The organism is Cupriavidus sp. MP-37 (genome assembly GCF_020618415.1).
GTDB lineage: Bacteria > Pseudomonadota > Gammaproteobacteria > Burkholderiales > Burkholderiaceae > Cupriavidus.
Map to the genome: position 1 here is coordinate 195,554 of NZ_CP085345.1, position 13,352 is coordinate 208,905.

General features: G+C 68.0%; 12 protein-coding genes. 7 read left to right on the forward strand and 5 right to left on the reverse strand.

Annotated features, from left to right (window positions below; translation table 11 throughout):
• Positions 1-118 precede the first annotated feature (118 nt).
• Positions 119-1,150, forward strand: a complete 1,032-nt coding sequence (locus tag LIN44_RS17500; protein WP_227315541.1) for a patatin-like phospholipase family protein — start codon at positions 119-121, stop codon at positions 1,148-1,150.
• On the opposite strand, the gene LIN44_RS17505 is transcribed toward LIN44_RS17500, so the two are convergent.
• From LIN44_RS17505 to LIN44_RS17515, 3 genes are all read right to left on the reverse strand, one after another.
• Positions 1,131-1,775: a hypothetical protein gene (locus LIN44_RS17505; protein ID WP_227315542.1), complete on the reverse strand. Its 645-nt coding sequence runs from the start codon at positions 1,773-1,775 to the stop codon at positions 1,131-1,133. The two genes, LIN44_RS17500 and LIN44_RS17505, sit on opposite strands and share 20 nt — an antisense overlap.
• Positions 1,772-5,242 carry an adenylate/guanylate cyclase domain-containing protein gene (locus LIN44_RS17510; RefSeq protein ID WP_227315543.1) on the reverse strand — a complete coding sequence of 1,157 codons (3,471 nt, stop codon included), beginning with the start codon at positions 5,240-5,242 and terminating at the stop codon, positions 1,772-1,774. Before LIN44_RS17510 ends, LIN44_RS17505 begins: the two co-directional genes overlap by 4 nt.
• A gap of 404 nt (positions 5,243-5,646) precedes the next feature.
• On the reverse strand, positions 5,647-6,564 hold the full coding sequence (locus LIN44_RS17515; protein WP_227316449.1) for a LysR family transcriptional regulator: 918 nt from the start codon (positions 6,562-6,564) through the stop codon (positions 5,647-5,649).
• A gap of 104 nt (positions 6,565-6,668) precedes the next feature.
• Here LIN44_RS17515 and LIN44_RS17520 point away from each other — a divergent pair, with 104 nt between their 5' ends.
• Positions 6,669-7,160: a cupin domain-containing protein gene (locus tag LIN44_RS17520; RefSeq protein ID WP_227315544.1), complete on the forward strand. Its 492-nt coding sequence runs from the start codon at positions 6,669-6,671 to the stop codon at positions 7,158-7,160.
• A gap of 106 nt (positions 7,161-7,266) precedes the next feature.
• A complete protein-coding gene (locus LIN44_RS17525) occupies positions 7,267-7,947 on the forward strand; it encodes a carboxymuconolactone decarboxylase family protein (protein ID WP_227315545.1) in 681 nt (226 codons plus the stop codon).
• Between the two features lie 45 nt (positions 7,948-7,992).
• On the opposite strand, the gene LIN44_RS17530 is transcribed toward LIN44_RS17525, so the two are convergent.
• Positions 7,993-8,919: a LysR family transcriptional regulator gene (locus LIN44_RS17530; RefSeq protein WP_227315546.1), complete on the reverse strand. Its 927-nt coding sequence runs from the start codon at positions 8,917-8,919 to the stop codon at positions 7,993-7,995.
• Between the two features lie 103 nt (positions 8,920-9,022).
• Between LIN44_RS17530 and LIN44_RS17535 the strand changes: the two genes are divergently transcribed.
• The 4 genes from LIN44_RS17535 (at position 9,023) to LIN44_RS17550 (ending at position 12,997) form a co-directional block, all read left to right on the forward strand.
• Positions 9,023-10,225 (forward strand): MFS transporter, encoded by a 1,203-nt coding sequence (locus tag LIN44_RS17535; protein WP_227315547.1) that lies wholly within the window; start codon positions 9,023-9,025, stop codon positions 10,223-10,225.
• Positions 10,226-10,366: 141 nt separating this feature from the next.
• On the forward strand, positions 10,367-11,173 hold the full coding sequence (gene dkgB / locus LIN44_RS17540; RefSeq protein WP_227315548.1) for a 2,5-didehydrogluconate reductase DkgB: 807 nt from the start codon (positions 10,367-10,369) through the stop codon (positions 11,171-11,173).
• Between the two features lie 73 nt (positions 11,174-11,246).
• Positions 11,247-12,362 (forward strand): alkene reductase, encoded by a 1,116-nt coding sequence (locus LIN44_RS17545; RefSeq protein ID WP_227315549.1) that lies wholly within the window; start codon positions 11,247-11,249, stop codon positions 12,360-12,362.
• Positions 12,363-12,610: 248 nt separating this feature from the next.
• Entirely contained in the window at positions 12,611-12,997 is a 387-nt protein-coding gene (locus LIN44_RS17550; protein ID WP_227315550.1) for a hypothetical protein, read from the forward strand.
• Positions 12,998-13,030: 33 nt separating this feature from the next.
• Here the strand turns inward: LIN44_RS17550 and LIN44_RS17555 are convergent, their stop codons facing one another.
• Complete coding sequence (locus LIN44_RS17555) at positions 13,031-13,273, reverse strand: DUF2795 domain-containing protein (RefSeq protein WP_227315551.1); 243 nt, start codon at positions 13,271-13,273, stop codon at positions 13,031-13,033.
• Positions 13,274-13,352 lie beyond the last annotated feature (79 nt).

Sequence of the window (13,352 nt, forward strand, 5' to 3'; positions counted from 1 at the left end):
GTACCACGCAGCCGGCGCGGCGTTGTGTGTCATACCGCGCACGCGCCCCTACGCTGCCGGCCCGGTTCTTCCCTACACTGGAGCATGGCGCCTTGCCGCCGCCGAAGGGAAAATACCTATGCCGCCAGAGCCCGTCCAAGCCAAGCCCGTGGCACTGGCCTTGCAAGGCGGCGGCATGCATGGCGCATTTACCTGGGGCGTGCTGGACCGCCTGCTGGAGGATGGCCGGCTGGCGATCGAAGGCGTCAGCGCCACCAGTGCCGGCGCCATGAACGGCACGGTGCTGGCCTATGGCCTGATGCAGGGCGGCAGCGACGGCGCGCGCCAGGCCCTGCATGACTTCTGGCAGGCCATCGCCCACTCGGCGCAGCGCTTCAACCCGTTGCGCTGGCTGCCGTGGTTCAAGGGCAGCCATACGCTGGGGCTGAACCATTCCCCGCTGTACGCCATGGCCGACATCACGCTGCGGCTGCTGTCGCCGTACCAGTTCAACCCGGGCAATGCCAACCCGCTGCGCGACGTGCTGCTCGGCCAGGTGGATTTCGCGGCGCTGCGCGCGCATTGCCCGATCCGGCTGTACCTGTGCGCGACCAATATCGAAACCAGCCGGATCCGCATCTTTGCGCAGGAAGAGCTGAGCGTCGACGCGGTGCTGGCCTCGGCCTGCGTGCCCACGCTGTTCCAGGCGGTCAGCATCGACGGCCAGCATTACTGGGACGGCGGCTATGTCGGCAACCCGGCGATCTTCCCGCTGATCTACCACTGCGAGACCCACGATGTCGTGATCGTCCACATCAACCCGATCGTGCGCCGCGGGGTGCCGACCACCGCGGCGGAGATCCTGAACCGGGTCAATGAGGTTAGCTTCAATTCGTCATTGATGCGCGAGATGCGCGCGATCGGCTTCGTCACCACGCTGATCCAGCAGGGCAAGATCGACCGCAACGAGATGAAGGAGATGTGGATCCATTCGATCCGCTCGGACGAGACCATGGCCAGGCTCGGGGTCTCGACCAAGTACAACGCCGATTGGGATTTCCTGTGCTCGTTGCGCGACCAGGGCCGGCAGGCTGCCACCGTCTGGCTGGACCGCAACTATGACTGCGTGGGGCAGCGCTCCAGCGTCGACATCACCGGCGAGTTCCTGTAGGCAGCGCCGGCTGGGCCAGCCGCCAGGCAAGATTGGCGCGCGCCTGCGCCTCGTAGCGCGCCTGGAACAGGTCGGTGGCATAGATGCGGGGACTGGCCAGCAGGCGCTGCAGGAAGGCGCGCTCGGCGGCGTCATAGGCGGCGTCGTCGAGGTCGGTGCGCTCGGCGCGCAGGCGCGCGCCGTTGTCCTGGAAGCGCGCGCGGCTGTATCCCAGCGCGGCCAGGTCGATATCGGCGGTGAAGCGCCCGGCCAGGCTGGCCGGCACGTCGGCGTGCGTGGTTTCCAGGATCAGCGCGGCAACGCGGCCGGCGGCGGCGACCGTGCCGGCCGACCAGCGCCGCAGCCACGCGGCGCTGCGCGCTTCGTTGTCGGTGGCGCCGGGCACGTAGATGACGTCATGGCACCACAGCGCCAGTTCCACCTCGGCGGCATCCGGGATCGCGCTGCGCGCCCAGTCGAGGTCCTGCAGGCAGCGGCGCACATGGTCCAGGGTGTGGTAATGCCGGGTCGGTTCGCCGTAGCAGCGCGCCAGGTCGGCATACGCGTCCGCCGCGCGGGTGCCGCCCGCCAGCGTCCAGAGCGCGACAAAGCGCGCTTGCAGCGGGCAGTCGGCGGCGGTGCTCATGCGCGTGCTGGACCCGTTTCGCGGGCCGGCTGTCCCGCCAGCTCGGCAAGCAGTGCCTGCGCCTGCAGCCAGTCGGCGCCGTCGGTGCCCTCGCTGAAGCTGGCGTGGATGCGCGCCAGCGTTTCGCGCGCGGCGTCGCCCTTGCCCTGCCGCTGCCACAGCCGCGCCAGGCTCAGCGCGGCCTGCAGTTCTAGCGGCCTGGCGCCCTGGCCGTGCGCGACCGCGAGCGCGCGCTGGAAGCAGGCCTCGGCTTCATGGCTGGCGGCGGCGCCGGCCTCCGGCGCCGCCAGCTGCAGCAGCATGTCGCCGCGCAATCGATAGACCGCGGCTTCGTCGAGCCGCTCGCCGGTCTCTTCGACCATGGCTTGCGCCCGTGTCAGCACATCCAGCGCCGCGGCCGGCTGGCCCGCCTTGCCGCAGGCCTCGGCCAGCATGGCCAGCAGGTTCGGCATGCCGAGTTCGCCGCCGGTGGCCTCGTAGGCGTCGAGGCCCTTGCGCATCAGCGCAATGCCTTCCTCGTGGCGGCCCAGTTCGGACACCGCCCAACCCTGCAGCACGGTGCCCCAGGCCAGGTAGATGGGGAAGCCCTGTTCGCAGGAAATGGCAATGGCGGATTCCGCATACTCGCGGGCCTGCGCGGGGTCGCGGCGCCAGCGGTATTGCTCCGCCGCGAACACCAGGCACAGCGCGAGGTTGTAGGCATCCGGACGCGCGCGCGCCAGTGCCAGCGCCTCGTGGCTGCGCGCCAGGGCCTGGTCGGCAAAGCCCTGGTACCACAGGATCCACGCCAGCGTACTGGTGGCATGGACCATCGGATCGCGGCCGTAGCCGGTCAGGAAGTCGTAGGCGGAATGCTCGGGATGCGGCACGGCCAGCACGGCCTCCATATGCGCGCGCGCCTCTTCCAGCAGGCCCAGGCGGAACAGCGTGGCGCCCAGCGCGCGATGGCCCTCGGCCAGCTGCTTGGGCTTCTGCGACTCCGTGGCCAGCGCAAGCAGGCGCCGGGCCAGCGGCAGCGACACCTGGTATTGCGCGCGCAACTGGTAGAACGCCCACATGCCCAGCTGCGCCGAGAACACGTAGGGCGTCTGCCGGCCTTGCTCGCACAGCGACATCGCGCGCCGGTAATTGGCTTCGACTTCGGGCGAGGCCTGGCCGCGCGCCGCAATCAGCGCGGGCCCGAGCGTCAGCAGCAGCGTCAGCTCCAGCCGCGCGCGCTCGGTGCTGTCGGGCTGGCGCTTGAGCAGGGCGATGGCCTCGCTGAGATGCCGGATCGCTTCTTCCTGCGCGGAGCGCTGCAGCGCCTGCTGGCCGGCGCAGTGCAGGTACTCGACCGCCTTTGGCACATTGCCGCTGTGGCTGTAGTGGTGCGCCAGTTCGCTGCAGTAGTCCTTGAGCCGGCCATGGAACATTGCCTCGATGGCCTGCGCGGAGCTTTCATGCAGCGCGCTGCGGCGCTCGGTCAGCAGCGAGCTGCCGGCCACCTCCTGGGTCAGCGCGTGCTTGAAGGCGTACTCCACCTCGGGGAAGGCGGGGCGCTCGTAGATGAAGTCGGCGCTCTGCAGGTCGCGCAGCAGCGCATGCAACTGCTCTTCCGGCAGCCCGGTGACGCGCAGCACCAGGCCCAGCGGAAACTCCTTGCCGATCACGGCGAGGGTCTGCAGCAGTTCCTTCTGCGCCAGCGGCAGCCGGTCGATACGGGCGGCCAGCACCCCCTGCACGGTGGTGGGGATGTGCAGCAGCGCCGGCGCCTTCTCGATGCGGTAGGCGCCGGGCTGGCCCAGCAGCGCGCCTTCCTCGGCCAGGGTCTGGACCACTTCCTCCATGAAGAAGGGGTTGCCTTCGGTCTTGTCGAGGATCAGCCGCTTCAGCGGCACCAGGCTGGGATCGTCGCCGAGCAGCGCGGTCAGCAGCTCCTGCGCCTCGGCCTGTCCCAGCGGCTGCAAGCGCAGCTGCGAGTAGTGGCCGCCCGCGTCCCAGCGATGGCTGTACTCCGGCCGGTAGTTCACCAGCAGCACGATGCGCGCGCCGGGCACGTGGTCGACCAGCATGTTGAGGAAGGCCTCGGTCTCGCCGTCGAGCCATTGCAGGTCTTCGAAGATGACTTCCAGCGGCTGGTTCTGGCTTTCGCGGACCAGCAGCCGCGCAATCGCGTCGAAGGTGCGCTGGCGCCGCAGCGCCGGGTCCATGGTCGGCAGCGGCGAGTCGGGCTCGACCACGCCCAGCAGGTAGAGCAGGTAGGGCAGGTGTTCTTCCAGCGAGCGGTCCAGCGTCAGCAGCCTGCCGGTCAGTTTCTCGCGGCAGCTGCGGTCGCCGTCGTGCGCGGTGATCTGGAAATAATTCTTCAGCATCTCGATCAGCGGCAGGTAGGCAAAGGCCTTGCCGTGCGAGACCGAGAACGTCTCCAGCGCCAGGCAGCCTTGCTGCGACCTGACCTTGAACTCATGGAACAGCCGCGACTTGCCGACCCCGGCTTCGCCCACCACCGCGACGATGCGCCCGTGGCCGGCCTTGGCCTGCTCCAGCGCCGCGTTCAGGTGCGCGAGCTCGTCCTGGCGCCCGACAAAGCGCGCCAGGCCGCGGTGCGCGGCCACCTGCAGCCGCGTGCGCAGGGGGCCCGGACCGATCACTTCGTACACCGCCAGCGGTTCGCGCACGCCCTTGACGTTGGTGGTGCCCAGCGCCGTGAACTCGAAATAGCCTTCGGTCAGTTTGTGGGTCGACTCGCTCACCAGGATCGACGCCGGCGTGGCGATGCCTTCCATGCGCGAGGCGATATGGATGGTGTGCCCGACCGGATCGTAGTCGGTGTGCAGGTCGTCCTTGCGGATCGAGCGCACCACCACCTCGCCGGTATGGATGCCGATGCGGACCTGCAGCGGAATGCCTTGCTCCAGGCGCACGCGGTCGCTGTGCCGGTGCATCGCATCCTGCATGCGCAGCGCCGCGTACAGCGCGCGCAGGGCGTGGTCCTCATGCGCGATGGGCGCGCCGAACAGCGCCAGGATGCCGTCGCCGAGGAACTTGGCGACATAGCCCTCGTAGTGGTGGACCGCCTCCATCATCAGCGTCACCACGGGATCGATCAGCCGGCGCGCATCCTCCGGGTCCAGGTCCTGCGTCAGCGCGGTGGAGCCGGCCATGTCGGCAAACAGCGCGGTGATGGTCTTGCGCTCGCCGGCGGTCTCGCCGCGGGCTTCCATCGCCGCCTGCTCGGCCAGGATGCGCCCGGCAAGGTGCGGCGGGGTGTAGTGCACCGGCGCGGGACTGTCCTGGCGCAGGGCGGCTGGCGCAGGGGCGGCGGTAGCGGCGGCGTCGGGCAGCCCGACGCCGCAGACGCGGCAGAACCGCGCCGCCGCGGTGGCTTCGGCGCCGCATTGCGGGCAAACGCGGGCAAGCCGCGCCCCGCACGCCTCACAGAAGTTGGCGCCAGCAAGGTTGCCGAAGCCGCATTGGCTGCAGCGCATGTCGCCTCCCGGCCGTCGTTGCCAGCTTGACGGTACCTGGATCTATTAGAGGCGGGATCAGGGGAGGTGGCAAGGCGGCCCCTGTGTGGCGGGAACATTATCGGTGCCGCGCCTGCCTCCATCCGGCCCAAGGCCACGCTGGAGCAAAACGCTGCGCTCCAAGCGTCCGACGCAACCTTGGAAGGCGGCCGACTCGTACGCGTGTTGGGCGACCGGTGCCCGAAGTTCGGGGGCTACACATCAGTACTGCCCCAAGGCCAGCCGGCGCCGGCCATCGCTGGCCTTTGCGCTGGCGTTCAACGCGCTGCGGCTTCTCTGGCCCAGCGCGCAAGGCTGATGAGTTGTCCGCCGATGCGTAGGGATATTGGGGATCGGCGGTAGATCGCAAATTGGCGCGCGCAGTCCTACACCGTTGCCTTTCTCGAGCGGTCTTGCCGATAGCGCAGCGCCTTGATCACAAGCGCCAGAGCCGGAGCGAGGTGACGGCGATTGGCGTAGTAAAGGTGATAGCCAGGAAATAGCGGCCACCAGTCCTCAAGCACCGGCACCAGCCGTCCAGCCTTGAAATGTGGCGCCATTAAGTCCAGTGGCACGTAGGCTAATCCGACGCCGTCCAGCGCGGCCTGGAGCATCAGGAATGTGTTGTTGAACACCGTCTGACCTTCCACTCGGACGTTAAGGGCCTGTCCATCTTTCTCGAAATCCCAGGCGTACAGGCCTCCGTGGGTTGGCAGCCGAAGGTTGATGCAGCGGTGGCGGGTCAGGTCGTGCGGGGTGGCCGGAAGCGGCTTGCCGACCAGGTACTCGGGAGATGCGGCAACGGCCATGCGCAGGTCCGGCGCGATGCGCACTGCGACCATGTCCTTGGCGACGCGATTCCCGACACGCACACCCGCGTCGAAGCGATGCGCCGCGATGTCGGTAAAGCCGTAGTCCACACTGAATTCGACGTGGATATCGGGGTATTGCCGCAGCAGCGGCAGCAGCTTGGGCCAGAGCACCGTCGCGATAGCGTGGTCATGTGCCGTGATGCGAACCGTGCCGGCCGGCCTGTCACGCATGGCGCTGAGCGACTCCAGTTCGAGCTCAATCTCGTCAAGGCGCGGTGCCAGTGTGTTCAGCAACCGTCCACCGGCTTCCGTGGTGGAGACGCTGCGCGTGGTGCGCGTGAGTAATCGCACGCCTAGCCTGGCTTCAAGGGTCAGCATGGCATGACTCAAGGCCGAACGCGACAGGCCAAGCTGCGCGGCGGCACGGGTAAAGCTGCGCTCCCGCGCTACCGCCACGAAGGCCTGCAGGTCGTTGAGGTTTTCCTTCGGCATTGGTGAATTAGATGCACAAGCGTGTTCTGATTTTACCGCCTTCTCATCTAATGGATTGGCAAATACAGTTCTGTCCAGTCTCTGTTTCACCGAACCGGACCCTCATGAACTACCTCCTGAAAATCGCCCTGTGTGCCACTGCCGTGCAGGCTGCGGTAGCCTGCGCTGCCGAGCCGCAGGTCATCGCGACGGCCGGCCAGCAAATCATGCGCGCCGGCAGCCAGCCCTCGGCGGCAGGGCCTTCGGACTACTTCACCGGCCGGGCGCGAGTCGATCCGGTATGGCCGGCAGACGAGAACATCAATGCCTCCGGCGGCTTGGTGACATTTGAGCCCGGCGCACGCTCGGCCTGGCACACCCACCCCGCCGGGCAACGTCTGGTGGTGGTCTCGGGCTTGGGTCTCACGCAGGAATGGGGCGAGCCCGTTCAGGAAATCCGCCCCGGCGACGTGGTTTGGTGTCCACCCGGCGTCAAGCATTGGCACGGCGCCACGCATACCACAGCGATGACCCACCTGGCCGTAACGGGCACGGTCGACGGCAAGAACGTCACATGGATGGAGAAAGTCACCGATGAGCAATACAACGCCCGCTGAACCGCACATCAAGCGCTGCCACCCCGGCGCGCTTGCCGTGGCCTTGGGTTTGGGCCTCGCGACTGCACTGGGCCACGCAGCCCCGAAGGCACAGGAGTCCCAAGCAATGACCACCACTCAAGCCACCGCCCCAAGCCCCTCTGAAACCCTGACCGACCGCCAGCGAGCGATCGTACCTGTCGCAGCCTTTGGCGCCGCGGGCGATATCGCCCGGCTGAACGCGGCATTGAACCACGGGTTGGATGCAGGCCTGACGGTCAGCGATGCCAAGGAAATCCTGGTGCAGCTCTATGCTTACGCCGGCTTTCCGCGCAGCCTCAATGCGCTGGCCGAGTTGATGAAGGTGCTAGAGGCGCGCAAGCAGCGTGGTATTCAGGACGCGCCGGGTGCAATGCCCAGCCGCGCCGTGCCTAAGGGCGACGCATTGCTGGCCGCGGGCAGCGCTAACCAGACCCGATTGTCGGGCGCGCCGGTCAAGGGAGCGTTGTTCGACTTCGCGCCCGCCATTGACGAGTACCTGAAGACCCACTTGTTCGGTGATATCTTCGAGCGCGACAACCTCGACTGGCAAAGCCGCGAACTGGCCACGGTGGCGATGCTGTCAGCCCTGCCGGGGGCGGAGTCGCAATTGCAGGCGCATATGCGCATCAGCATGAACGTGGGGCTCACGGCCGGCCAATTGCGCCAACTCACCCAGGTGCTGGCCGACCGCGTGGATGTCGAGAATGCCCGACGCGCGCGCGAGGCGCTGGCGCGGCACCTGGCTACCATGTCCGGGGCGAAGTAACCACAGGTTCGCAGACGGTTGTCGCTATGGGCCTTGCAGGCGATGTCAGGGCTGGGCCCATGCCGCCGGCTGGCGCGAACCCCCGTTGCCGCCGAGCGCTTCGACCAGGTAGTCGACGAACGACGCGATCCGCGCGGAGATCGCGGTATTGCGGTAATAGACCGCATGGATCGGCTGGCGCACGTCCTGGGTCTGGCGCGCCAGCACCTGCACCAGCCGGCCCGCCTCGCGGTCGTGCGCGGTCATGAAGTCCGACAGGCACACGATGCCCGCGCCCTCCAGCGCCAGCTGCCTGAGGGTCTCGCCGCTCGACGACCACACTGCCGGAGCGATCCGGTAAGGTTCGCCGTCTGCTCCCAGGATTGGCCACACGTTCAGCGATTCCGGCTGGTTGAAGCCCAGCAGCGCGTGCTTGCCGAGATCCGCGGCCTTGCGCGGCTGGCCGTGCGCGTCGAGGTAGGCCGGACTGGCCAGCATGCGCACGCGGCTGTTGCCGATCAGCCGGCTATGCAGCGTCGAATCCTTCAGGCGGCCGATGCGGATGGCCACGTCGGTGCGCCGCTCGAGCAGGTCGATGATGCCCTCGTTGCTGTTCAGCTCCAGCTCGACCTGCGGAAAGCGCTCGCGGTAGCCGCGCACCAGCGGCACGATCACATGCAGCATGAACGGCGTCGCGGCGTCGACGCGCAGGCGTCCGGACGGCTTCTCGCGCCGCGCCAGCATCTGTTCTTCCGCGCTTTCGACCGAGTCGATGATGGCGCGCGCGTCCTGCAGGAAGGCCTGGCCTTCCTCGGTCAGCTCGAGGCGGCGCGTGGTCCGGCGCAGCAAGGTGGTCTTGAGCTTTTCCTCGAGCCGGGCGAGGGTGCGGCTGGTCGCCGAGACGGTCAGGTCGAGCTGTTGCGCCGCGGCGGTGATCGACCCGCTGTCGACCACGGTCGCGAACGCCAGCAGTTCGTCGAGCGTGATTTTCATTATTGAATTGGAATCAAGACAGTTTGGTTTATAGACGACTTTTTGCGCAAAAGTAAAGCGGGCACACTGCGCTCCATTCCTCACCGGACCCTGGAGGCTCATCATGCCACTTGCCTTGCTTGCGCTGACCATCAGCGCTTTCGCCATCGGCACCACCGAATTCGTGATCGTCGGGCTGATCCCAACCATTGCCGCGGACCTGGGCGTCAGCCTGCCTTCGGCCGGCCTGCTGGTCAGCCTTTACGCGCTCAGCGTCGCCATCGGCGCGCCGCTGCTGACGGCGCTGACCGGGCGCGTGCCGCGCAAGCTGCTGCTTGCCGGCCTGATGGCACTGTTTACGGTCGGCAACCTGGTGGCCTGGCGCGCGCCCGGCTACGAATCGCTGATCGTGGCGCGCGTGCTCACGGGCCTGGCCCACGGCGTGTTCTTTTCGGTCGGCTCGATCATCGCCACCACGCTGGTGCCGAAGGACAAGGCGGCGAGCGCGATCGCGACCATGTTCAGCGGCATGACCGTGGCGTTCGTCGCCGGCATTCCGCTGGGCACCTTCATCGGCCAGCATTTCGGCTGGCGCGCGACCTTCCTGGTGGTAGCGCTGTTCGGCCTGGTCGCCTTCCTCGGCGCGGTGGCGTTCGTACCGCGGCGCCTGCCCCATGCCGCACCGGCGCCGCTGCTGCGCCAGTTCCGCGTGCTGGCGCAGCCGCGCCTGCTGCTGGTCTTTGCCATGACGGCGGTGGGCTACGGCGGCTCGCTGATCGCCTTTACCTACATGGCGCCGCTGCTCGAGCAGATCGCCGGCTTTACGCCGTCGCAGGTCAGCCTGGTGCTGGTGGGCTACGGCGTGTCGGTGGCGTTCGGCAACGTGTGGGGCGGCAAGCTGGCGGACCGCGCCGGCCCGGTCAAGGCGCTCAAGCAGATCTTCCTGCTGCTGGCGCTGGTGCTGCTGGCGCTGACCTTCACCGTGCAGCACCCGTGGCTGACGGTGCTGACCATGCTGGCATGGGGCGCGGTGGCGTTCGGCAACGTGCCGGGGCTGCAGGTGTACGTGGTCAAGCAGGCGCGGCATTTTGCGCCCGACGCCACCGACGTTGCCTCGGGCTTCAATATCGCGGCATTCAACCTCGGCGTCGCGGGCGGTTCGTCGCTCGGCGGGCTGATCGTCGCGCATGGCGGGCTTGGCCATACGCCGTGGATCGCGGCGCTCGTGACGCTGGGCGCTTATGCCCTGACCGCGTTCAGCGGCGCGCTCGACCGGCGCGCGGGCCTGCCTGCACGCACCGCCGATCCCGTGGAGTTTGCCCACTGAGCCACGGGGGGCAGGCTGCCATCCTTGATTTCAGATCAATTATTTATGTCCGGTGAAGGCGTTTATTTCATCAGTGCCAGCCGGCACAATGCCTGGCATTGCCAACGCCTCACTGGGCGTTCACTCTCGAAGGATCCCACCATGAGCAAGATTCCCGCGTTCGGCCTCGGCACCTTCCGCCTGCAAGGCCAAGTTGTCATCGACTCGGTCCGCAACGGCCTTGAACTCGGCTACCGCGCGATCGACACCGCGCAGATCTACGGCAACGAAGCCGAGATCGGCGAGGCCGTCGCCGCGTCGGGCGTGCGCCGCGACGAGCTGTTCCTGACCACCAAGATCTGGGTCGACAACTACGCCCCGGACAAGCTCGTGCCGAGCCTCGAAGCGAGCCTGCGCAAGCTGCGCACCGACTTCGTCGACCTGACGCTGATCCACTGGCCGGCACCCGGCAATGGCGTGCCGCTGGAAACCTTCATGACCGCGCTGGCCGAGGCGAAGGAAAAAGGCCTGACGCGGCAGATCGGCATCTCCAACTTCAACATCGCGCTGACCCGCGAGGCCATCGCCGCGGTCGGCAAGGATGCGCTCGCGACCAACCAGATCGAGCTGAGCCCGTACCTGCAGAACCGCGAGCTGGTGGCCTTCCTGCAGCGCGAAGGCATCCACGTGACCTCGTATATGACGCTCGCCTACGGCAAGGTGCTGGGGGATCCGGTGATCGGGACGATCGCGCAGCGGCACCAGGCCACGCCCGCGCAGGTGGTGCTGGCGTGGGCGCTGCAGCTGAGCTACTCGGTGATTCCGTCGTCGACCCGGCGCGAGAACCTGGCCAGCAACCTGCTCGCGCAGACCCTGCGGCTGAGCGACGACGACATGGCGCGGATCGCCGCGCTCGAGCGCAACGGCCGCGAGGTCAGCCCGGACGGCCTGGCGCCGCAATGGGACTGAGCCACCCAAGCCGCCGACATTTCCCATGACCCGTGCGCGGCCCGCCGGCCGCGCACCTGACAGGACCCACACCATGAGCAAGGATCCGCTGTTTCAACCGCTGCAACTGGGTGGCCTGACGCTGCCGAACCGCATCGTCATGCCGCCGATGACGCGCTCGCGCGCGAGCCAGCCCGGCGACGAGGCCAACGACCTGATGGCCGCCTACTACGCGCAGCGCGCCGGCGCCGGCCTGATCGTCAGCGAGGGCACCTATATCGACCCGCTGGGCAAGGGCTACGCCTGGACGCCGGGCATCCATACGCCGGCGCAGGTGGCCGGATGGCGCAAGGTGACCGGCGCGGTCCACGCCGCCGGCGGGCGCATCTTCGCGCAACTCTGGCACGTCGGCCGGCTCAGCCACACCAGCCTGCTCGGCGGCCGGCAACCGGTGTCGTCGTCGCCGGTGCAGGCCCAGGGCGTCAATGTCTTCATCGCGGCGGAGGACGGCAGCACCCCCGGTTTCGTCCAGGCCTCCGTGCCCCGCGCACTGACGGTGGACGAAATCCGCGAGGTCGTCGGCCAGTACCGCGCCGCCGCCCGCAACGCGATCGCGGCGGGCTTCGACGGCGTCGAGCTGCACGGCGCGAACGGGTACCTGGTGAACCAGTTCATCGACTCGGGCGCCAACACCCGCAGCGACGAATACGGCGGTTCGCTGGAAAACCGGCTGCGCTTCCTCGGCGAAGTCACGCAAGCGCTGATCGAAGGCGCGGGTGACGCATCCCGCGTCGGCGTGCGCCTGGCGCCGCTGACCACGCTCAACGGCTGCGTCGACGACGATCCGGAAACGACGTACCTAGGCGCCGCCAGGCTGCTGGGCCAGCTCGGCGTTGGCTACCTCCATATCGCCGAAGCCGACTGGGACGACGCGCCGCTGATGCCGGTGGCGTTCAAGCAGCAACTGCGCGCGGCGTTCCCGGGGCTGATGATCTATGCCGGCAAATATTCCGCGGAGCGGGCGCGCGCAGCCGTTGCCGCCGGCTGGGCCGACCTGATTGCGTTCGGCCGGCCGTTCGTGGCCAATCCGGACCTGCCCGAGCGCCTGCGCGTGGGCGCGCCGCTGGCGCAGCACCAGCGCGAGACGCTGTTCGGCGGCGGTGCGCAAGGGCTGACCGACTATCCGACGCTGGCGCAAGCCGTGGCCTGAGCCGGTCCCGCGGTGGCCGCCGTAGTGCTTTAGGGGGATATGCTGCGGCCGACATAGCAGGGCAATATCGGCACCTGTCCGAATGCGCCTGTCCGTATCCCGGAAAGTCCGCCCGCCAGGTCCAACCCGCGGGCCTTTCTTTTTTTGGGAAGCTGCAAAGCGATATGAAGGCGCGAATCATTCGCGTTTGACCGGCTGGTGCCAGGCGCGCGCGATGTGGAACGATCGAGAAAAAGGAGTGAGACACCGTGCCTGTCCACCAGTCGCCAGACCACCGCCTTGCACCGGCACATCCCAACGGCCACCCCCTGTCGCTCGGCCCCGGCCTGGGCCTGCCGTTTGAAACGGACGCGAACCAGGAACTGACCGGGCCGGAAAAGACCGCGCTGGCGCTGTGCGCCCGCTATTGCCCGCTCGCCGACGTGGGCCCGCCGTTCGGGGCCGGAACGCTGGCGTGGCGGGGCAGCGCCTATGTCTATGTCTTTGGCTGGGACGACGGCGGCAGGCGCCGCCTGTTCGAGGTGTTCCGCAACCGGCAAGGCACGCTCGAGCCCGTGCTGGCCTTCCAGTATCCCGTTGCGCTGCGCAAGCTGTTCCGGCACGACCTGGACCCGCTGTACCACGACCGGCGCTGACATCCCGAGCGTGGAACCTGGCATGCGAAGCGGTCACGCTTGCGTGCCCAGGTGCCGCGCCACGGCCGCGGCCACTTCCGCAGCATTCCCGTAGTTTTTCTCAGGGATGCCCAGCAGGGCATCCACGATGGTGTCGTCCGCGTTGTTGTCGCGTGCGGTCGAGATCAACGCGCCACGCGTCGCGGGATAGTCGAGCCCGCGCAGTGCCTGCTCGAGGGCGGCCGGATCGTAGCGATCCGTGCGCGGATTGCCTTGCGGTTGCCTGTCGTTTGCCATGTTGATCTCCGGTTGGTTGCGCGAACGCGGTCCATGTTCGGGATCCCGGCATCCCGTGCGCATGCCAGACCGCAGCGCT

What these genes read in the sequence shown, in the direction of transcription:
- LIN44_RS17500 (WP_227315541.1), top strand. Translation starts at nt 119, where the DNA reads ATGCCGCCAGAGCCCGTCCAAGCCAAGCCCGTGGCACTGGCCTTGCAA.
- LIN44_RS17505 (WP_227315542.1), bottom strand. Translation starts at nt 1,775, where the DNA reads ATGAGCACCGCCGCCGACTGCCCGCTGCAAGCGCGCTTTGTCGCGCTC.
- LIN44_RS17510 (WP_227315543.1), bottom strand. Translation starts at nt 5,242, where the DNA reads ATGCGCTGCAGCCAATGCGGCTTCGGCAACCTTGCTGGCGCCAACTTC.
- LIN44_RS17515 (WP_227316449.1), bottom strand. Translation starts at nt 6,564, where the DNA reads ATGCCGAAGGAAAACCTCAACGACCTGCAGGCCTTCGTGGCGGTAGCG.
- LIN44_RS17520 (WP_227315544.1), top strand. Translation starts at nt 6,669, where the DNA reads ATGAACTACCTCCTGAAAATCGCCCTGTGTGCCACTGCCGTGCAGGCT.
- LIN44_RS17525 (WP_227315545.1), top strand. Translation starts at nt 7,267, where the DNA reads ATGACCACCACTCAAGCCACCGCCCCAAGCCCCTCTGAAACCCTGACC.
- LIN44_RS17530 (WP_227315546.1), bottom strand. Translation starts at nt 8,919, where the DNA reads ATGAAAATCACGCTCGACGAACTGCTGGCGTTCGCGACCGTGGTCGAC.
- LIN44_RS17535 (WP_227315547.1), top strand. Translation starts at nt 9,023, where the DNA reads ATGCCACTTGCCTTGCTTGCGCTGACCATCAGCGCTTTCGCCATCGGC.
- dkgB (WP_227315548.1), top strand. Translation starts at nt 10,367, where the DNA reads ATGAGCAAGATTCCCGCGTTCGGCCTCGGCACCTTCCGCCTGCAAGGC.
- LIN44_RS17545 (WP_227315549.1), top strand. Translation starts at nt 11,247, where the DNA reads ATGAGCAAGGATCCGCTGTTTCAACCGCTGCAACTGGGTGGCCTGACG.
- LIN44_RS17555 (WP_227315551.1), bottom strand. Translation starts at nt 13,273, where the DNA reads ATGGCAAACGACAGGCAACCGCAAGGCAATCCGCGCACGGATCGCTAC.